The sequence below is a fragment of the Variovorax sp. MSC1_012 genome (assembly GCF_023667525.1).
Classification (GTDB): domain Bacteria; phylum Pseudomonadota; class Gammaproteobacteria; order Burkholderiales; family Burkholderiaceae_C; genus Variovorax; species Variovorax beijingensis_B.
On record NZ_CM174443.1, the window covers coordinates 5,069,589 to 5,089,269 of the forward strand.

At 68.9% G+C, this 19,681-nt stretch carries 13 protein-coding genes; 10 read left to right on the plus strand and 3 right to left on the minus strand.

Annotated elements, in window-relative coordinates; genetic code table 11:
- Positions 1 to 15 precede the first annotated feature (15 nt).
- Positions 16 to 6,069, plus strand: coding sequence for an Hpt domain-containing protein (locus L1081_RS23890; protein WP_489414361.1), 6,054 nt, complete (start codon positions 16 to 18; stop codon positions 6,067 to 6,069).
- 3 nt (positions 6,070 to 6,072) lie between these two features.
- On the opposite strand, the gene L1081_RS23895 is transcribed toward L1081_RS23890, so the two are convergent.
- Positions 6,073 to 7,155, minus strand: coding sequence for a LuxR C-terminal-related transcriptional regulator (locus L1081_RS23895; protein WP_489414362.1), 1,083 nt, complete (start codon positions 7,153 to 7,155; stop codon positions 6,073 to 6,075).
- Positions 7,152 to 8,267 carry a LuxR C-terminal-related transcriptional regulator gene (locus L1081_RS23900; RefSeq protein ID WP_489414363.1) on the minus strand — a complete coding sequence of 372 codons (1,116 nt, stop codon included), beginning with the start codon at positions 8,265 to 8,267 and terminating at the stop codon, positions 7,152 to 7,154. Before L1081_RS23900 ends, L1081_RS23895 begins: the two co-directional genes overlap by 4 nt.
- Positions 8,268 to 8,484: 217 nt before the next feature.
- Between L1081_RS23900 and L1081_RS23905 the strand changes: the two genes are divergently transcribed.
- Both L1081_RS23905 and L1081_RS23910 read left to right on the plus strand, forming a co-directional pair.
- Positions 8,485 to 10,119: a hypothetical protein gene (locus tag L1081_RS23905; protein WP_489414364.1), complete on the plus strand. Its 1,635-nt coding sequence runs from the start codon at positions 8,485 to 8,487 to the stop codon at positions 10,117 to 10,119.
- Entirely contained in the window at positions 10,116 to 10,508 is a 393-nt protein-coding gene (locus tag L1081_RS23910) for a hypothetical protein (RefSeq protein WP_489414365.1), read from the plus strand. The genes L1081_RS23905 and L1081_RS23910 overlap by 4 nt, the downstream gene beginning before the upstream one ends.
- On the opposite strand, the gene L1081_RS23915 is transcribed toward L1081_RS23910, so the two are convergent.
- Positions 10,459 to 12,006, minus strand: a complete 1,548-nt coding sequence (locus L1081_RS23915; protein ID WP_489414366.1) for an FAD-binding domain-containing protein — start codon at positions 12,004 to 12,006, stop codon at positions 10,459 to 10,461. The two genes, L1081_RS23910 and L1081_RS23915, sit on opposite strands and share 50 nt — an antisense overlap.
- Here L1081_RS23915 and L1081_RS23920 point away from each other — a divergent pair, their 5' ends adjacent.
- The 7 genes from L1081_RS23920 to L1081_RS23950 all read left to right on the plus strand — a co-directional run bounded on the left by L1081_RS23920 (position 12,007) and on the right by L1081_RS23950 (position 19,645).
- Positions 12,007 to 12,606 carry a YqgE/AlgH family protein gene (locus L1081_RS23920; protein ID WP_015867381.1) on the plus strand — a complete coding sequence of 200 codons (600 nt, stop codon included), beginning with the start codon at positions 12,007 to 12,009 and terminating at the stop codon, positions 12,604 to 12,606. It abuts the gene before it with no gap.
- Positions 12,606 to 13,049: a Holliday junction resolvase RuvX gene (gene ruvX, locus L1081_RS23925; protein ID WP_489414367.1), complete on the plus strand. Its 444-nt coding sequence runs from the start codon at positions 12,606 to 12,608 to the stop codon at positions 13,047 to 13,049. The genes L1081_RS23920 and ruvX overlap by 1 nt, the downstream gene beginning before the upstream one ends.
- A gap of 139 nt (positions 13,050 to 13,188) precedes the next feature.
- Positions 13,189 to 13,689, plus strand: coding sequence for a bifunctional pyr operon transcriptional regulator/uracil phosphoribosyltransferase PyrR (gene pyrR, locus L1081_RS23930; protein WP_489414368.1), 501 nt, complete (start codon positions 13,189 to 13,191; stop codon positions 13,687 to 13,689).
- 85 nt (positions 13,690 to 13,774) lie between these two features.
- On the plus strand, positions 13,775 to 14,737 hold the full coding sequence (locus L1081_RS23935; protein WP_489414369.1) for an aspartate carbamoyltransferase catalytic subunit: 963 nt from the start codon (positions 13,775 to 13,777) through the stop codon (positions 14,735 to 14,737).
- Positions 14,738 to 14,876: 139 nt separating this feature from the next.
- Complete coding sequence (locus tag L1081_RS23940; protein ID WP_489414370.1) at positions 14,877 to 16,160, plus strand: dihydroorotase; 1,284 nt, start codon at positions 14,877 to 14,879, stop codon at positions 16,158 to 16,160.
- 16 nt (positions 16,161 to 16,176) lie between these two features.
- Positions 16,177 to 16,923 (plus strand): 1-acyl-sn-glycerol-3-phosphate acyltransferase, encoded by a 747-nt coding sequence (locus tag L1081_RS23945; RefSeq protein WP_489414371.1) that lies wholly within the window; start codon positions 16,177 to 16,179, stop codon positions 16,921 to 16,923.
- 1,036 nt (positions 16,924 to 17,959) lie between these two features.
- Positions 17,960 to 19,645, plus strand: coding sequence for a patatin-like phospholipase family protein (locus L1081_RS23950; RefSeq protein WP_489414372.1), 1,686 nt, complete (start codon positions 17,960 to 17,962; stop codon positions 19,643 to 19,645).
- Positions 19,646 to 19,681 lie beyond the last annotated feature (36 nt).

Genomic DNA, 19,681 nt, shown 5'->3' on the forward strand with positions numbered 1-19,681 from the left:
CGGCGAGCATCCAACGTGTCGACTCAAACCCCTGCCACGGCCCCCCTCGCTGGCAACGTGCCGGCCACCGAAGACCTTGGGCCGCTGGCCTGGGTTCTGGGCGAAATCCAGAAATCCCTCGACAGCGTCGGCAAGTCGCTGCGGCGCTTCGTGCGCGATGTGGGCAATGCCTCGGAGCTCGAAAGCGGCCCGCTGCAGATGGCCCGCCAGCAGTTGCACCAATCCGTGGGCGCGCTGCAGATGGTGGGCAACAACGCGCCCGCGCTGGTGCTCGGCGCCATCGAGTTCGCGGTACAGGGCTTCATCGCCGAGCCGCAGCGCTGCACCGACAGCGCGGTCCAGAAGATCGAGCGTGCCGGCTTTGCCGTCACCGATTTCCTCAACGCGCTCCTGGCAGGCAAGGCCGTGTCGTCGGTGGCGCTGTTCCCGCAATACCGCGACGTGCTCGAACTGGTCGGCAACGAGCGCGTTCATCCGGCGGACCTGTGGAGCACGGCCTGGCGCTGGGTCGAGGTGCGGCCTGCGCTGACCCAGGCCGCGGTGTCCTATGACCCGGCCGTGCGTTCGCGGCTCGACCGCGAGGTGCTGCAGCTGGTCAAGACCGGCGACCCGCAGGCCGCGCGGCGGCTGCATGCGCTGTGCCTGGGGCTCGGGCGCGGTGCGCTGCTGCCCCGCGTTGCCAGCTTCTGGACGCTGGCCGCAGGCTTCTTCGAGGCCCTGGCGCTCGGGCTGATTCCCGCCGATTCGTACGTGAAGCGCGCCGCTTCCCGCGTGCTGCTGCAGTACGCCACCCTGGCGCGCGGCGACAGCGCGGTGTCCGACCGCCTGGGCCAGGACCTGCTGTTCTTCTGCGCCCAGGCCGTGCCCGGCGCGCAGGACGAAGCCGCCACCCTGCGCACCGTCCGCACCGCCTGGGGCGTGGCCGGCGAGCGCCAGGTCGACTACACGGTCGAGCAGTTCGGCCGCTACGACCCGCTGGTGCTGGCGCAGGCGCGCAAGCGCATCGAAACGGCCAAGGAAATGTGGTCGGCGCTCTCGGGCGGGGACATCACCCGCACGCGCCAGGTGGCCGACACCTTCGCGCAGCTGGGCGAATCGCTGCAGAAGCTCCATCCGCCCATCTCGCCGATGGTGGAGGCGCTCACCCATGCGGTCGAGGCCTCGGTGCGCTCCAGCCAGCCGCCCGATACCGAGCTGGCGATGGAAGTCGCCACCTCGGTGCTCTACCTGGAAGCCGCGCTCGAAGACCTGGACCCGAGCGATCCGCAGCTCACCTCTCGCACCCTGCAGCTGGCCGGCCGCATCGAGCGTGTGCGCGAAGGTGGGCATTCGGAGCCGCTCGAGCCCTGGATGGAGGACCTGTACCGGCGCGTGAGCGACCGCCAGACCATGGGCACCGTGGTCGACGAACTGCGCAGCCACCTGAGCGAGCTCGAGAAATCGCTCGACCAGTATTTCCGCCGACCCGCCGAGAAGGCCCTGCTGCGCACCGTGCCGAGCCAGCTGCTGCAGATGCGCGGCGTGTTCTCGGTGCTGGGGCTCGACCAGGCCGCCAGCACCGTCCAGCGCATGCGCGACGATGTCGAGCAGATGCTGGTGGGCAATGCATCGCCGGTCGAGGAGATGCACAGCTTCGATGCGCTCGGCAACAACCTGGGCGCGCTGGGCTTCCTGATCGACATGCTGGGCTACCAGCCGGCGCTCGCCAAGCGCCTGTTCGTGTTCGATGCCGATGCCGGCGAACTCAAGCCGCTGATGGGCCGCCAGGCCGCCGATGGAGCCGCGGAGGCAGCGACCCCCAGCGCTGCGCCCGCAGCCGCCGAAGCGGTGCTCAGCATCGAGGAGGTCGATGCCCAGATCGCCTCCAAGCTCGCCGCGCTCGCCACGCCCAACCGCAAGGCGAAGGTCTCGCCCATCGAGGAATTCAGCAGCAAGGCCGACAGCTGGACCCACAAGATCGCCGGTCCCGCGGCCCTGCCCGATACCGAGGTGACCGAGCTCGAAGAAGACGACCTGCAGAACATCTTCCTCGACGAAGCCCGCGAGGTGGTGCAGAACGGCCTGGCTGCCATCGACGAGCTGGGCAGCCATCCCGACGACACCGAGGAACTCACCATCCTGCGGCGCGCATTCCACACGCTCAAGGGCAGCTCGCGCATGGTCGGCCTGACCGACTTCGGCGACGCCGCCTGGTCCTTCGAACAGGTGCTCAACACCTGGCTGGCCGACCAGCGCGACGCCACGCCCGACCTGCTCACCGGCACCCGCAAGGCGCTCGAGGAGTTCAGCCAGTGGGTCGAGGCCATTGCGTCCGGTGCCCAGCACGGTTGGCAGTCGGCGCATTTCAGCCGCGTGGCCAATGCCTTGCTGGCGGGCGAACCCGTGCCCACCGCCCCGACGTGGGTCGCCGATGCCGACGCGCTGGCCGTGGCCGCGCGCCACATTGCCGCGGAGCTGCCGCCGGCCGCTCCCGCACCGCCGCCGGAACCCGCGCAACTGCTGGAGCTCCCGGAGCTGCCCGACCTGTCGCTTTCCCCCGCAGCGCCGGTGGAAACGGCACCCGCTGCGCAATTCGAGCTGCCGCCGCAAACGCCGCCGGCCGCTGCAAAGCCCGAAGCCGACGACGACTTCGCCTCCACCGATTTCCTCGACTTCGAATCCAGGCCGCTGCCGGAGGCCGAAGCGCTCGAGGCCTTCGACCACAGCGCCGACTTCGATTTTCTTGCGCCCGCGAAAGTGGAGGCGCCGGTCCAGTCGATCGCCCGCTTCACGGCGGAACCCGCCGTCGAACCGGCACCGGTCGCCGATGCGCCCGAATCACCGGCCCTGGACGGTCTGCCCGACCTCGACTGGGCGACCGAGATCGTGCCGGCGAAGGCAGACGAGCCCGTGACGCTTGCCGAGGAGCCCGCACCGGTGCCGGCGGAAGCGCCCGCGGCAGCGGTGGTGCCCGCCGAAGAGCCCGTGGCCGCGCCGGCCCTGCTGCAGGAGCCCGAAGAAGCCGCGGTTGCCGCCGCCGACGAAGTACCGGCCCAGGTTGCGGAAACTGCGCCCGTCGCCGCCGAAGAAAACGCCCCGCTGCCCGAAGCCGAGGAAACCGCCGAGGCAGCCGCCGCCTCCGGTGCCGAAGACCAGGTCAAGGTCATCGGACCGCTGCGCATCGGCATTGCGCTCTACAACGTCTACCTCAACGAGGCCGACGAGTGGTCCAGGCAGCTCGCCACCGAAGTGGGCGAGTGGGCGCTCGAATCGCACGAGCGGCTGTCCGACTCGACCGTTGCCCTCGCGCATTCGCTGGCCGGCAGTTCGGCCACGGTCGGCTTCCACAGCCTTTCGGGCATGGCCCGCCTGCTCGAAGCTGCGCTGCAGCATCTGCAGATGCAGGGCAGCGGCTCGCGCGAACAGGGCGTGGTGTTGGTGGCCGCGGCCGACGAGCTGCGCCGCCTGCTGCACCAGTTTGCCGTCGGCTTCCTGCGCGAGCCGTCCGAGGGAACGCTCCAGGCGCTGCGCGACATTGCTGCCGCGCCGATGCCGGCCGAGGCGGCCGCGCGCGTCGAGACCCGCCCGCTCCAGCATCTGGTGGCGCAGGGCAACGTGGCCGACGTGGCGCTGGACGATTCCGAAGACGCGATCGACATGGTCGACGCGGTCGACGTCGACCTGTTCCCCATCTTCGAGGAAGAAGCGGCGGAGTTGCTGCCCCAGTTGGGCCAGGCGCTGCGCCAGTGGGCGCACCACCCCGACGACAGCGCGCCGCGCGCCTCGGTGCTGCGCACGCTGCACACGCTCAAGGGCAGCGCCCGGCTGGCCGGCGCCATGCGCCTTGGCGAGCGCGCGCACCGCATGGAGTCCGAGATCGAAGTGCTGGGTACCCAGGGCGGCGCCGACCGGGCCGAAATCGAGAAGCTGCTCACGCGCCTCGATGCGCTGCAGGCCACCTTCGACGCCCTGCGCGCCGCGGACGATGCCACCCAGGCCGAAGTGGCCCAGCTGGTGGCGACGGCTTCGGTGACTTCGCCAGGCGTGCAGTTGGTGCAGGTTCCCGCCGAAACGGGCGTGTCCGCCAACGACGAGACACCGGTTGCCGGTGACCAGAACGCCAGCCCGGCCGCGGAAGCCGCCGCCGTGCCATCGCTGCTGCAGCGTCCGGCCCATGCGCTGCTTGCGCCGCTGCGTGCGGTGTCGAGCCAGGCCGTGCGCATCCGCACCCAGCTGCTCGACCGCCTGGTGGCGCAGACCGGCGAGGTCATCATCACGCGTTCGCGCCTGGAGGCCGAGCTCGGCCAGCTGCGCGGTTCGCTCTCCGACCTCACTGGCAACCTGGACCGCCTGCGCCAGCAGCTGCGCGATATCGAGGTACAGGCCGAAAGCCAGATGCAGTCGCGCCTGGCCCAGGCCAAGGATTCGCAGCAGAGCTTCGACCCGCTGGAGTTCGACCGCTTCACCCGCGTGCAGGAACTCACGCGCATGATGGCCGAGTCGGTGAACGACGTGGCCACCGTGCAGCGCACGCTGCAAAAGACGGTGCAGGCCACGGAAGACGACCTCAGCGTGCAGGCGCGCCAGACGCGCGAACTGCAGCGCGGCCTGCTGCGCACGCGCATGGTGGAGTTCGAGGGCATCTCCGACCGCCTCTACCGCGTGGTGCGCCAGGCCTCCAAGGACACCGGCAAGCAGGTGCGCCTGGACATCGTCGGCGGCTCCATCGAAATGGACCGCGGCGTGCTCGACCGCATGACGCCCGCCTTCGAGCACCTGCTGCGCAACTGCGTGGCGCACGGCATCGAGGAACCGGCCGCGCGCGAAAAGGCCGGCAAGGACGCCAACGGCCTGATCGTGATCGACCTGCATCAGGAGGGCAACGACGTCTCGGTGAGCTTCCGCGACGACGGCGCCGGCCTCGACCACGGCCGTATCGCCGAGCGCGCCCGTACGCTCGGCCTGCTCGCGCCCGGCCAGGAACTCTCGCCAGAGGAAGCCACCGAGCTGATCTTCAAGCCCGGCTTCTCGACCGCCGGACAGGTGTCCGAGCTGGCCGGCCGCGGCATCGGCATGGACGTGGTGCGCGCGCAGATTGCGGCGCTCGGCGGCCGCATCGAAACGCGCAGCACGGCAGGCCAGGGCACCACCTTCAAACTGGTGCTGCCGCTCACCACCGCGGTGACGCACGTGGTGATGCTGCGCGCCGGCGAGGTGTCGATCGGCGTGCCGTCCAATCTGGTCGAGCTGGTGCAGCGCGTGAGCAGCGCCGAGCTCGAGGCCGCCTACCTGCACAACAGCCATCCGTTCGGCAGCGAGCAGGTGCCTTTCTACTGGGCCGGCGCATTGCTGCAGGCCTCCGCGCGCAGCGAGCATCCCACGAGCAGGAACAACACCGTCGTGATCGTGCGAAGCGCGGCGCAGCGGGTGGGCCTGCACGTGGACGAAGTGCTGGGCAACCAGGAAGTCGTGGTCAAGAACCTCGGGCCGCAGCTGGCCCGGCTGCCGGGCCTGGCGGGCATCTCGGTGCTGGCTTCGGGCGCGGTGGCGCTCATCTACAACCCGGTGGCGGTGGCCGCGGTGCATGGCGACCAGGCGCGCGAGCGCCAGGCCGCCGCGCTGGCCGCGCCCGCGCATGCCGGCGGCGCCGACCATGGTGTGCCGCAGGAGCCGTTGCCGATGCTGGCCCCCGCGGCACCGCAGGTGCCGCTGGTGCTGGTGGTCGACGACTCCATCACCGTGCGCCGCGTGACGCAGCGCCTGCTGCAGCGCGAAGGCTATCGCGTGTCGCTCGCAGCCGACGGCCTGCAGGCGCTCGAACGCCTGCAGCAGGAGCGTCCGGCCGTGGTGCTGTCGGACATCGAGATGCCGCGCATGGACGGCTTCGACCTGGCGCGCAACATTCGCGCGGACGATTCGATGGCCGGCCTGCCGATCATCATGATCACCTCGCGCATCGCCGAGAAGCACCGCGACTACGCGCGCACGCTGGGCGTGAACCACTACCTCGGCAAGCCCTACTCGGAAGAAGAGCTGCTGCGCCTGGTGCGCAGCTACACCAGCGAGCCTGCCGCGCTGGCGGCGGCCTGAACCCTACGGCGCAAGCAGCGCCTTGCGCACCAGGTCGACCTGCCGCGTGCAGCCCATCTTGGCCATCAATGAACCGAGCTGGCTGCGCACCGTGTGTACCGACACGCCCTGCGCGCCGGCATGCTGCTTGGGCGACTGGCCCGCGATGAGCGCGGCCAGCACGCGCGCCTCGGCAGGCGTGATGCCGAAGGCGCTGCAGAGGCCGTCGGTCGAGGGCGCCGCCTGCGAACGGCCGAGGCGGATGCGCGCCAGTACCAGCACCTCCTCGCCCAGGCTCAACTGCGGCGCGGCGCGTGCTATTTCCAGTTCTTGCAGGCCTGCCGGTCCGGCGGAGATGGGCAGGCAGACCCGCTGACGCGATTGCGCCGCCAGCCGCAGGCCGGCCGCCAGCGCCTGCTGCGTCTGCGCATCCGGATGCCAGAGCCGTTGGCCGCGCAGGCGCAGCGAGCGGCTGGTGCCGAAGAACTCCTGCGCGCTGGCCGATGCGCGCAGCACCGTGCCCGCGGGCGTCACCAGCAAGACCGCCTCGCCGAAGGCCGCGAGCGCGGATTCGGCGCCGCCGAGCCACAGCCGGGAACGCTCGTCGCGGCGCGCCAGTCCCTGGCGCAGCGCCTGGGTGACGCGGCGGATCCGCGTGCTGTCGAGCAGCCGGCGCGCATGCGCGGCCGTGCTGCGCTGCACCGTCAGGCCGCCGCGGCGCTGCGCGCCCTGGTCGACGATGCAGGCCAGCATCTGGCGCGCGCCGTGTCGGCACATGAAGTCGGCGTAGTAGAGATTCTTCGAGAGAAAGGCGGGCGAGAACAGCTCGTGCGTGTCGAACCAGCTTCCCGGCGCCGCGCCGAGGGTCGGCGGAATCAGGATGTCATGCGCGCAGAAATGCTGCATGTATTCGCGCTCGGCGGCCGGTGAAACATTGACCTGCTGGAAGCTCAGCAGCTCGCTGCCGCGTTCCAGCAGGATAAAGGTGGCGCTGTCGCCGCCGACCACCTGCTGCATGCCTTCCAGCAGGTCGCGCCATGGCGGCTGCGGATCGTCCAGGTGCGCGATGGCGTCGAGCGTGCGGCGCAGCGCGAGGCTCTGGTTCATGCGGGCCTCCCGGTTTCCAGTAGCGGCGGTTCCGCGAGCAGGCCCTTGCGCACCAGCTCGGCCTGCCGCGTGCAGCCCATCTTGGCCATCAGCGAACCGAGCTGGCTGCGCACCGTGTACACCGACACGCCCTGCGCGCCGGCATGCTGCTTGGGCGACTGGCCCGCGATGAGCGCAGCCAGCACGCGCGCCTCGGCGTGGGTGATGCCGAAGGCGCTGCAGAGACTGTCGACGGAAGGCGGCATGCGTGCGCCGTCATGGCGCATGCGGATGAAGACCAGCGCCTCCCGGCCCACGCTGAGTTCGGGCGCGGCGCGCACGAGTTCCAGCCGGCTTTGGCCGCCCCGTCCGTCCGGGATGGAAAGACAAATCGGCTCGCGGGCCTGCGGCCCTTGTGCGAGCGCCGCCTGCAGCGCGCGCTGCACCTCGGCGCCGGGATGCCAGAGCCGGCCGCCGCGCAGGCGCAGCGAATGCCCCTGGCCCAGCAGTTCGCTGGCCCGGGCGGAGGCGCGCAGCACGGTGCCGTGGCGCGTGGCCAGGCAGATGGCCTCGCCGAAGCCATCGAACGCTGATTCGGCCGTGTCGAACCACTGCCGCGTCATCGCATTGCGCTGCGCCAGCCCCCGGCGCAGCGCGCCGTCGACCCGGCGCACCGTCGCGCTCTCCAGGTGCCGGCGCGCGTGGCTGGCGGGCGTGTTGCGCTGGACGGTCAGGGCGCCGCGGCGCTGCGAGCTGTCCTCGACGATGAAGATCAGGCACTGCCGCATCCGATGAGGGCACATGAAGTCGACGTAGAAACCCTCCTTCGACAGCAGCGACGAGGAGAACAGCTCCTGGGTGTCGAACCAGCTTCCCGGCGGTGCGCCGAAGGTCGGAGGAATCAGGATGTCGTGTGCGAAGAAATGCTCGACGTACGCGCGTTCGGCGGCCGCGGAAACGTCATGCTGCTGGAAGTTCAGCAGCTCGCCGCCGCTGTCGATCTGGATCAGCGTGGCGCTGTCGCCGCCGACCAGTTGCTGCATGCCCTGCAGCAGCGCGGCCCAGGGCGGCTCGGCATCGCCCAGGTGCGAGATCGCATCGAGTGTGCGGTGCAGTGCGAGATTCCGGTTCATGTGATTCCCTCCCCGGGCGGCCGGTGTTTCCCGCGGGCATGATGCGCGTCCGCGCCGCCGGGTGTCAACGCGCAAGGGGTACCTACTACCGCTTTGCCGATCGCCGCGCATCGTGCATTTGCGTGATGCGCCGCGCAAACCGCCCTCCCACACTGTTGAGAACGAAGGTTCGCTTTTTCGGCGAGCCCGGTGCCCGACACAACCTGGAGGAAAGACCATGCACATTCGATTCACCAGAGCGGCCGTTCCGTCGGCCTGCGCAGGCCTCCTGCTGGCGCTGTCCGCCTGCGGCGGCGGAGGAGGTGGCGGGGGCGGCGGTGGCTTTCCGCCGTTCGGCCCTCCGGGTGGCGGCAATCCGCCGTCGTCCCCGTCGCCGGTCACGGTGTCGGGCAAGGTGATGGTGCTCGGCCCGGTGAGCGGGGCACTGGTCTGCGTGGACCGCAACCGCAACGGCGCCTGCGACGAAGGCGAGCCCGCGGCCGCCAACAAGACCGGCGAGGACGGCGCCTACAGCTTCGGCTACACGCCGGCCGATGCGGCCGCGGCAGCCGAGCTTGCCGCCGCGCCGCTGCTGGCGCAGGTGGACGGCGGCAATCCCTCGCTGCCATCGTTCTCCAAGCCCTTCACCATGAGTGCGCCCGGCGGGCACCGCGGCCAGGTCAATCCGCTGACCACGCTGCTGCAGGCGGGCGTGGTGGCGGGCCTGGCGCCCGAGCGCGCCGAGGCGCTGGTGCTGCTGCAGCTGGGCCTGCCCGAGGTTGCCCAGCTGTACGACTATCAGGGCGTGGCCGTGACCGACCCCGGCCGATTCGAGGACAACGCCTTCACCGCCGCGCTGGTCACGGCCGATACGCTGCACAGTGGCGTGGCATTGCGCGTGGTCGATCCGGCCACCGTCACACCGGTGGCCTCGGACCAACTGGCGCGGCTGGACTTCGCACGCGCCGACCACTACACCGCGCGGACCTATCCGACCGATGGCGTACCCGATCCGGCCACCGGCAAGGTGAATCTCACCGACCGGCGCGAAGGCCTGACCAACGGTGCACCCACCGCGCACGACACGCTCTACGGCTTCGTGCAACTGGGCGCCAACGGATGGGTGCGCTGCGACGAGAACGCGGCCTTCACCAGCAGCTTTGGAACGCCGAGCCGCAGCGACTATTGCGCGGGCACCACGCGCAGCCTCGGCCATGCCGCGGTCACCGACATCTCCGGCCGCAAGATGGCCGAGGTGGTGGCCGAGATGCAGGCGGCCGATGGCAACAGCATCTTCGGCGTGGTGCCGGCGGCCGCTTTCGCCAACCCGGACGCCACCTTCCCGCCCGGCTCGCAGCTGCGCTACCGCCGCGGGGTAGAGCTGGCGCAGCCCTATTCGATCAACCTGGCCAACCCCAGCGAGACGACCGGCTTCGCCACGCTGGAAGCGTTGATCGCGGCCTTCCCGGCCTCGGGCGCAACCCTGCCGGCCGGAACCGGCACCCTCAGCCTGGGCGTGCTGAACGAGCAGCAGACGCGCCTGCTTCGCGCGGCCTTCACCGGCCCCGGCACGGTGCAGTACTACGCCTGCAACTTCGATTCCGCCACCAGCGCGTACGACACCTGCGCGGCCACCGAGACCGGCACGGTGGAGGTCCGTACCGAGGGCGGCGCGCGCGTGCTGGCCTTCAACGGCGGCCATCCGCCGACCGGCGTGGGATCGCTGCGCACCTTCGGCGAGTACGGCGGCGCGGTCCATGTGGTGCGCGCAACCAAGTCCAACACCCGATACAACATCAACAGCGCGCGCCGGCTCAACGGCGTGGCGTGGGAAGCCATGAAGCCCCAGCTGGGCATCGGGGGCCCGGTATGAAGCGCAGCTCTTGGCGTACCGCAGCCTGCGCCGGCATGCTGGCATTGGCCGCCGAGCTGGCCGCGGCCCAGGCGGCCGACGGACTGGAAGGCGACTGGACCGCGCGCATCACGCTCAAGAACGGCCGCCAGGTCGATGCGCAGATGCAGCTGCAGGCCGCCGGAGGCACCTGGCGCACGCTGGCGCAAAACCCCGGCGATCCCTGCGTCGGCATCCCCACACCGATGCTGTGGCGACGCGTGGAAAGCGGCGTCTACGAGTTGCACTTCCAGGGCAGCAAGGCGCTCACCGGTTGCCGCGACAACCTCATCACCTTCCAGCAACTCGACGCCGGCACGCTCAGGGGGCGCTCCGACGCCGGCGCGGAAATCGTGCTGACGCGCCGCTGAGCGGCGGCTGGTCCGCGCCGCGCACCGCGCCGTAGCGCCGCAGCGTCTGCTCGCGTGCCTCGGCGTGGTCGACCACCGGCCTGGGGTAGGTCTCGCCGAGCTTGATGCCGGCGGCCTCCAGTTCCACCGGCGACGCCGTCCAGGGGGCGTGGATCGCGGCGTTCGACAGCCCCGCGAGCTGCGGCAGGTAGCGCCGGATGAACTTGCCTTCGGGGTCGAAGCGCTCGCTCTGCGTCACCGGGTTGAAGATGCGGAAGTACGGCTGCGCGTCGCAGCCGCTGGAGCTGGCCCATTGCCAGCCGCCGTTGTTTGAAGCCAGCTCGAAATCGTTCAGGTGCAGCGCAAAGTAGCGCTCGCCGCGCCGCCAGTCCAGCCCCAGGTCCTTGCAGAGGAAGCTGGCCACCACCATGCGCAGGCGGTTGTGCATGTAGCCGCTCTGGTTGATCTGCAGCATGGCGGCATCCACCAGCGGGTAGCCCGTGCGGCCCTGGCACCAGGCCTCGAACAGCTGGTCGGCATGCTTGCCGTGGTGCCACTGGATCTTGTCGTACTCGGGGCGGAAGCTCTTCGATTCGCCGCCCGAATGCACGTGCGGAAAGTGCACCAGGATCTGGAAATAGAACTCGCGCCAGATCAGCTCGCCGAGCCAGCTTGCCGCACCCGCGTCGCCCTGCAGGAAGAGCTGGTGCGCAACCCCCGCCAGCTGCCGGATCGAGACGGTGCCGAAGCGCAGGTGCACGCCCAGGTAGCTCGGGCCCCGCACCGCCGGAAAATTGCGCGCGGCATCGTAGCGGTCGATGCGCTGGAAAAAGTCCTCGAACAGCGTCGCCGCACCCTGGCTGCCGGTGGGAATGTCGAGCTCGGAGAGATTGCTCCGGCCAAAGCCGATGTCCTCGAGCGAAGGCACCGGCGTGCGATGGGCCGCGGGCGGCGGCGCCAGCGCGTCGGCATGGCTGCGCACCGGGTATGGCTTCAGAAAGAAGGAGTCCACCTTGGCGAGCCAAGCCCGCTTGTAGGGCGTGAAAACGGTGTACGGCTGGCCGGTCTTGTTGAGCACCTCGTCGCGCTCGAAGACGGTGGAGTCCTTGTAGGTGTAGAAGCTCACGCCCGCGTTGGCCAGGGCGCCCAGTACCTGGGCATCGCGCGCCAGCGCGTCGGGCTCGTCGTCGCGGTTGGCGAAGACGGCCTGCACGTCCAGGCTGTGGGCCAGCGCCGGAATCTCCTCGATGGCGTTGGCGTGCCGCACGATCAGCCCGCCGCTCAGCGCCCGCAGTTCTTCCTCGAGCTCCACCACCGATTCCCGGATGAATTCCACGCGCCGGTCGACCCGGGGCAGGGGGTCCAGGATCGCCCGGTCGAACACGAAAACGCACACCACCTGCCGGCAGGCCCGCAGCGCGTGGTACAGGGCCGCGTTGTCGTCCACGCGCAGGTCGCGGCGAAACCACATGAGCCCTTTGGGATAGGTCTTGTCGACGGCCAGTAAAATCGGCGGCATATGGCTGCCGATTCTGCCCCGATGAACCTCACGCATCACTTCCTGATCGCGATGCCGGGGATGGAAGATAAAACTTTCAACCGCAGCGTCGTCTACCTGTGCGAGCACAGCGAGCGCGGTGCGCTCGGGCTGGTGATCAACAAACCCAGCGACATCAACCTGAAGGTGCTGTTCGAGAAGATCGAACTCCACCTGTCGCGTCCCGAACTCGGCGACGCACCCGTTTTCCAGGGCGGGCCGGTGCAGACCGAGCGCGGCTTCGTGCTGCACGAGCCGGTGTTCACCCATGCCGAAAAGCCCGAGGAGTCGGTCTACGCCTCGACCATGACCATTCCCGGCGGCCTCGAAATGACCACCTCCAAGGACGTGCTCGAAGCCCTGGCCACCGGCGCGGGCCCGCGCAAGGTGCTGGTTTCGCTGGGTTATTCGGCCTGGGGCGAGGGGCAGCTCGAGTCGGAACTGGCCGAGAACAGCTGGCTCACCGTGGGCGCCGATCCGGCCGTGATCTTCGACACGCCGGTCGAGCAGCGCTACGACAGGGCGCTGCTGCTGCTGGGCCTGGAAGCCTGGAAACTGTCGCCGGAAGCGGGACACGCGTGATGGCCGCTGCCATGCCAGACGTTCCCGCTCCCCCCGCCGCCGTTGCCGTTCCCCCCCACTTCCAGAGCTTCCTGGCCTTCGACTTCGGCCTGAAGCGCACCGGCGTTGCAAGCGGAAACCGACTGCTGGGTGCCGCGACGCCGCAGGCCACCATCAAGGCCGAGGGCGACGCCCGCTTCGCGCAGGTCGAGGCCCGCATCAAGGAATGGCAGCCCGACGCGCTGGTGGTCGGCGTGCCTTACCACCCCGACGGCGCCCCGCACGAGAACACCCGCCGCGCGCAGAAGTTCGCGCGGCAATTGCGTGGCCGTTTCAATCTCCAGGTGTTCGAGGTCGACGAGCGCTACAGCACGACCGAGGCGCTGTCCTCCGGCGCACGCGATGCCGATGCCGCATCGGCCTGCATCATCCTGGAGCAATTCTTGAGGAGTCTCCAACAATGAAGCTCTCCCCCAGGCTTCGCGCACTTCGTGTCGCTTCTCCCTCCCCCTCACCGGGGGCAACACCGGTGGCCCGGCAAAGCCGGTTCCACGGTGTTCCCCGCATTTGCGTTTCCCCTTGCCTTGTTCTGGAGCCATCATCGTGAGCCCTGTCGTTCCTGACGCCGAGTTGCTATATCTCGATCTGCTGGCGGGCGTGAAGACGCTGATGCGCCCCGACACCAAGCTGGTGGGCATCACCTCCGGCGGCGCCTGGCTGGTCGAGCGGCTGCAGAAGGACCTGGGCCTCGCCGGCGCGCCCGGCGTCATCTCGTCGGCCATGCACCGCGACGACTTCGCGCGCCGCGGGCTCTCGGCCAGCGCGCAGACCGCGCTGCCCTTCGACGTGAACGGCGCCGACGTGCTGCTGCTCGACGACGTGCTCTACACCGGCCGCACCATCCGCGCAGTGCTCAACGAGCTGTTCGACTTCGGCCGCCCGGCCCGCGTGCGGCTCGCGGTGCTGGTCGACCGCGGGGGGCGCGAGCTGCCGGTGGCGGCCGATTTCGCGGCCGCGAAGCTCACGCTGCCCGATACGCAGCTGCTCGCACTCGCGCGCGCCGACGACGGCGCGTTCAGCCTCAAGGTGGAGGAGAACTCGTGAGCCCCCACACTCATCACTTCGTGTATTCGTTGCCCCCCGAGGGGGCGCAGGCCCCCCTTGGGGCGGCCCGGCGGGAGGCCTGGTAATGCTCTACAAGCGAAATCCCCAGCTCAACAAGAACGGCGAACTGATCCACCTGCTGTCGATCGAGGGCCTGCCCAAGGACATCGTCACGCACATCCTCGACACCGCCGCCAACTTCACGAGCGTGAGCGACCGCGAGGTGAAGAAGGTGCCGCTCCTGCGCGGCAAGAGCGTGTTCAACCTGTTCTTCGAGAACTCCACGCGCACCCGCACCACCTTCGAGATCGCGGCCAAGCGCCTGTCGGCCGACGTCATCAACCTGGACATCGCGCGCTCCTCGGCCACCAAGGGCGAGTCGCTGCTCGACACCATCGCCAACCTGAGCGCGATGGCGGCCGACCTGTTCGTGGTGCGCCACAGCGAGTCGGGCGCACCGTACCTGATCGCGCAGCATGTGGCGCCGCACGTGCACGTGGTGAACGCCGGCGACGGCCGCCACGCGCATCCGACGCAGGGGCTGCTCGACATGTACACGATCCGCCACTACAAGAAGGATTTTGCGAACCTCACGGTGGCGATCGTCGGCGACGTGCTGCACTCGCGCGTGGCGCGCTCCGACATCCATGCGCTCACCACGCTCGGGTGTGCCGAGGTGCGCGTGGTCGGCCCCAAGACGCTGGTGCCCGGCGACATGGCCGGCATGGGCGTGCGCGTGTGCCACACGCTCGAAGAGGGCATCAGGGACTGCGACGTCATCATCATGCTGCGCCTGCAGAATGAGCGCATGAGCGGCGCGCTGCTGCCCTCGTCGCAGGAGTTCTTCAAGACCTACGGCCTCACGCCCGAGAAGCTGCAGCTGGCGAAACCGGATGCCATCGTGATGCACCCGGGGCCCATCAACCGCGGCGTGGAGATCGATTCGGCGGTGGTCGACGGGCGCCAGAGCGTGATCCTCCCGCAGGTCACTTTTGGCATCGCCGTTCGCATGGCCGTCATGAGCATCGTGGCGGGTAACGAAGCATAGACATGTTGCTCGCCCCCAGTCTTCGCGCACTTCGTGTCGCTTCGCCAACCCCCTGCCGGGGGCAACACCAGTGGCCCGGCGAAGCCGGTTCCACGGTGTTTCCCGAAAAGGCCCTGACCGCCACCGGAAGTACAGACGCATGAACATCCTTATCTCCAACGGCCGCGTCGTCGACCCCGCATCGGGCATCGACAAGAAGACCGACATCGCCATTGCCGACGGCAGGATCGCCGGCATCGGCCACACGCCGGCCGGCTTCAAGGCCGAGCGCACCATCGATGCCGCGGGCTGTGTCGTCGCGCCCGGCCTCGTCGACCTGGCCGCGCGCCTGCGCGAGCCCGGCTACGAGCACGAAGGCATGCTCGAAAGCGAAATGGCTGCGGCCATTGCGGGCGGCGTCACCAGCCTCGTGTGCCCGCCCGACACCGACCCCGTGCTCGACGAGCCCGGCCTGGTCGAGATGCTCAAGTTCCGCGCCGAGAAGCTGCAGGGCGCGCGCCTCTTCCCGCTCGGCGCGCTCACGCGCAGCCTCGCGGGCGGCGTGCTCACCGAGATGGCCGAACTCACCGAGGCCGGCTGCATCGGCTTCAGCCAGGCCGACGTGCCATTGGCAGACACCCAGGTGCTGCAGCGCGCGCTGCTCTACGCCAGCACCTTCGGCTACACCGTGTGGCTGCGCCCGCAGGACCGCGACCTTGGCAAGGGCGTGGCGGCCAGCGGCCCGCTGGCCACGCGCCTGGGCCTCTCGGGCGTGCCGGTGTCGGCCGAAACCATCGCGATCTTCACCATCGTCGAGCTCATGAAGAGCACCGGCGCGCGCGTGCACCTGTGCCGCATCTCCAGCGCCGCGGGCGTGGCGCTGGTGCGCACGGCCAAGGCGCAGGGCCTGCCGCTCAGCTGCGACGTCAGCATCAATTCGCTGCACCTGGCCGATACCGACATCGGCTTTTTCGACAGCCGCGCGCGCCTCAATCCGCCGCTGCGCCAGCACGGCGACCGCGATGCGCTGTCGGCGGCGCTGGCCGACGGCACCATCGATGCGCTGGTGTCCGACCACACGCCGGTCGAGGCCGATGCCAAGACGCTGCCCTTTGCCGAGGCCGAACCCGGCGCCACCGGGCTCGAACTGCTGCTGCCGCTCGCGCTGCAGTGGGGCGAGCGCAGCGGCGCGGGGATCGTGCGCGCGCTGGAAGTCATCACGTCCGCCCCGGCGCGGCTGCTGGCGGCCGCCGATGCGGGCACCGGTATCGGACGGCTGGCCGAGGGCGGCGTGGCCGACCTGTGCGTCTTCGATCCGGGCCTCGAATGGCAGGTGCAGCCCGAAGCGCTCAAGAGCCAGGGCAAGCACACGCCGTTCTCGGGCTATCCGCTGCTGGGGCGCACGCGCCATACCCTGGTTGCAGGCCGCGTGGTCCACGGCTGAAAGGGCCCGCTTCTCGATGGTTCATTCACTGAAGGCCTGCTGGCGCCTGCTGCATGCGGTGGGGCACGCGCTGGGTGGCTGGTGGACGATCCGCTTCACCTTTCCGGGCCTGTCGCAGGAACAGCGCAACCTGCGCGTGCAGCAGTGGTCGTTGCGCTTGCTCGAGATCATGGGCATCGCGCTCCAGGTGCAGGGCAGGCCGCCCGCGCAGGGGCCGGTGCTGCTCATCAGCAATCACCTCTCGTGGCTGGACATCACGGCCATCCATGCCGCCTGCCACGTGCGCTTTGTCTCGAAGGCGGGCGTGAAGCACTGGCCGCTGATCGGCACGCTGTCCACCGGCGCGGGCTCGCTCTACATCGAGCGCGAACGCCGCCGCGATGCGCTGCGCGTGGTGCACCACATGACCGAGGCGCTGCGCAGCGGCGACCTGATCGGCGTGTTCCCCGAGGGCACGACGAGCGATGGGCGCGGGCTGCTGCCCTTCCATGCCAACCTGCTGCAGGCGGCCATTTCGTCGGGCGCGCCCGTGCTGCCGGCCGCGCTGCGCTTTGCCGATGCGGCCACCGGGGAAACCAGCCAGGCGCCGCGCTACATCGACGACGACAACCTGCTGACCTCGCTCTGGAACACGCTGCGCGCGCCGCCGCTCCTGGCCATCGTGCGCTTCGGCGAGCCGCAGCCCTCGCACGGCCGCGACCGCCGAGCCTGGGCCCAGGCGCTGCACGAAGACGTGCAGCAGCTGCGCCGCGAGACGCACTAGCCGCACGGGGGCGGCGCAGGCAAAAAAAGCGCTCCCGAGGGAGCGCTTAACGACGCACGGAGGCGTCGTGAGGAGGAACCGGAATTCGTCCACCCGACATTGGCCGGGCCGGCGGCCGCGGCTTGCGGGAGAAATCAATCCATGCGCGTGGGCGGGTGCCTACAGGGCCGCTCGCTGGTGGGCGCCGCCTATCCCGATCATGAAGATTGCCAAACCCGCTCAGGTCCAAAACCTTGGACCATGCAGGTTCTACGCTGGAGAACCTGATGAGAATGCTGAGGAAAATCGTGGGCGGCGCCATCTCACTTGCGGGGGCGGCTGTGCTCGTGGCGCGGCACCTATGACGGCTGAATGGGCTGAATGAATACTATGGTTTGTAAGTAAGCGCACAGCAACACTACTGCCCGAGGGGCCGTGCGAACCGGTCGCATTTCGGCGCCCATAATGCGCCTGCGACCCACGCCAGAGGCCGCATCGAGACCCGCGGCTGCGGTCCTTCGAGACCGAGCCAGCCATATTTTTCTGGCTTTCACGGGATGACATCATGAGCGTACTGCAGATGTTTCTACCGGCGTCCGAACCAGCGCGCAGCGAGGCCCTCGAGTACATACGACGGACACACCACTTGCCACGCCACCTCGTGAGAGGCACCGGGCGAAGAGGGCTGGGCGAATCCGGACCGGGCCCGCTGGTCGGGCCGGTGCAAAGCCAGCAACAGGCGTCGTCGCCGCAGGACTTGCAGGCGGGAACCGCGAACAAGCTTCAGATCGAATGAAGGCTGTTTTTTCCTGAAATCGGCTGAAGCGCTATTCAATGGAAATCCGTGGGCTTTTGGAGGGCGCAATTCATTTGCCTTTTGCCTTTTATATCTTTTGGCTGCCACGGGAATTGGTGGAACGCATCCAGTAGTTTGTAATTATTTCCAATAGAACTCGAGTGAGGTCCTTCTAATTCAGCGGGATTTCACTTGTAGACAGTATTTAATCCGCCAATAGACACTCCGCTCCCCAATTCGGGGGCAACCAAGGAGTGTTTCGTGGATTCGAATCAACCTGTTTTCACCATCCTCTCATTCGTGGGAGGAGGCATTCGCGGCCTTCTGTCGGCAACCATCCTCCAGCGCCTGGCCGAAAAGCACGACCATGTGCTGAAGAACACGCTGATGCTCGCGGGCTGTTCCACCGGCGCGATCATCACGAGCGAATTGCTGGCCGGCAAGACGCCGGCAGATCTCATCGAGCTGTTCACTTCCCCGACCGGCGAGATCAAGTTCTACAACAACATGAACGATCGGCCGGACAGGCCCGCGTACCCCATTGCAGATGTGATCGCCTCCCAGGCCGCGCTGCATGGCGATGCGCCTGTGTCGAAGGCGCCGCGCAGCGTGCTGCTGGTTTCGTTCAACGTTGGCGGCCTGGAAACCAGGGACGACGGCCGCGTGGTTCCCAAGCCATGGGACACGCTCATGTTCACCAACATGCTCGGTACCGAGCAGGACAGGATCGACGGCCTCGAGGGAAATGCCGACACGCCGATCGCGATCGCGGCATCGTCCAGCGGCGCGATGCCCGGGCAACTGGGTTCGGTGCTCGGCAATGTGGACGGCGCCTTCTTCAACCACGACCCGACGGTCGCAGCCATCTGCCTGGCGGTGCGCAACGGCGTGCCGCTCGAGAAGATCGTGGCCATCACGATCGGCACGGGCCTGATGCCCGACTGGGTTGCCAGCGACACGGCCGAATGGGGCGCGAAGCAGTGGATGGACGGCGATGGCAATCCGTTCGACAACACCCCGCCTTTCCTCATGAACCAGGCGCGGTCGTCGCCGGTGCTCGACATGTGCCTGAGCGGAACGTCCGCCGAGACGATGCCGCGCCTGGCCAAGATGCTGCTCGGCGACCGGTATGTGAACATCAATCCCCGGCTGCCCTGCTTCATCCCCGAAAACTCGACCAATGCGCAGGCCATCGAACTGCTCCAGCGCCATGGCAACGAGGTGAACATCGATGAAGCCGTTGCGCTCATCGGAAAGTACTGGCACCAGATCACCGGCCCGTTGGTTCCCATCGTCCCGCCTCCGCTGGTTCCGCCGCTGGGCCCGAACAGCGCCGTGGCCGCGGCCATCGCGAAGGTGCGCGCTGCCGCAGCGTCCGCAGCCAACGAACCGCCGCCGCCCACGGCCGGCCATGGAGAGTTCTTCTACATCCAGCACAAGGAAACAAGGAAGGTGCTCGACATACGTGGCCAGTCCGCGGCGCCGGGGACCCCGGTGATCCTCTGGGACAAGAAGCCGGTGGACGACAAGACGCGGGCAAACCAGCAGTGGGAGTTCGTTCCCGCGGCCGGGGAGCCGGGCTGGTGGTACCTGCAGACAGCCATGCCGAGCGACATGGTGCTGACCCTCGGGGATTCGGTCGGCGCCGCGCCGCAGCTGGACATGCAAGCCAAGTCCGAGGCCTCCCGGGCGCGCCAGCTGTGGAGCCTGATCTCGACCGAAGACATCGGATGGTGGTTCATCCAGTGCAAGGCCCAGGTCGTCCTGAGCGAGTACAGCAACCCCGACTCCGTGGTCCCCGCAGTGATCGCTGCCGCCGACGAGGGCCAGCCCTACAAGGTGGCGGTGGGCCTTCCGCTCGACTATGCGAAGGACGGTCCGATGTCCTGGGGCTTCCTTCGCCTGGACGACGCTCTGTCTGCGGCATCGCGCGAGCGCAGGGCTTGAATGAGAGCGGGCGGCGGGGGAGGGCGGCAGCCCGTC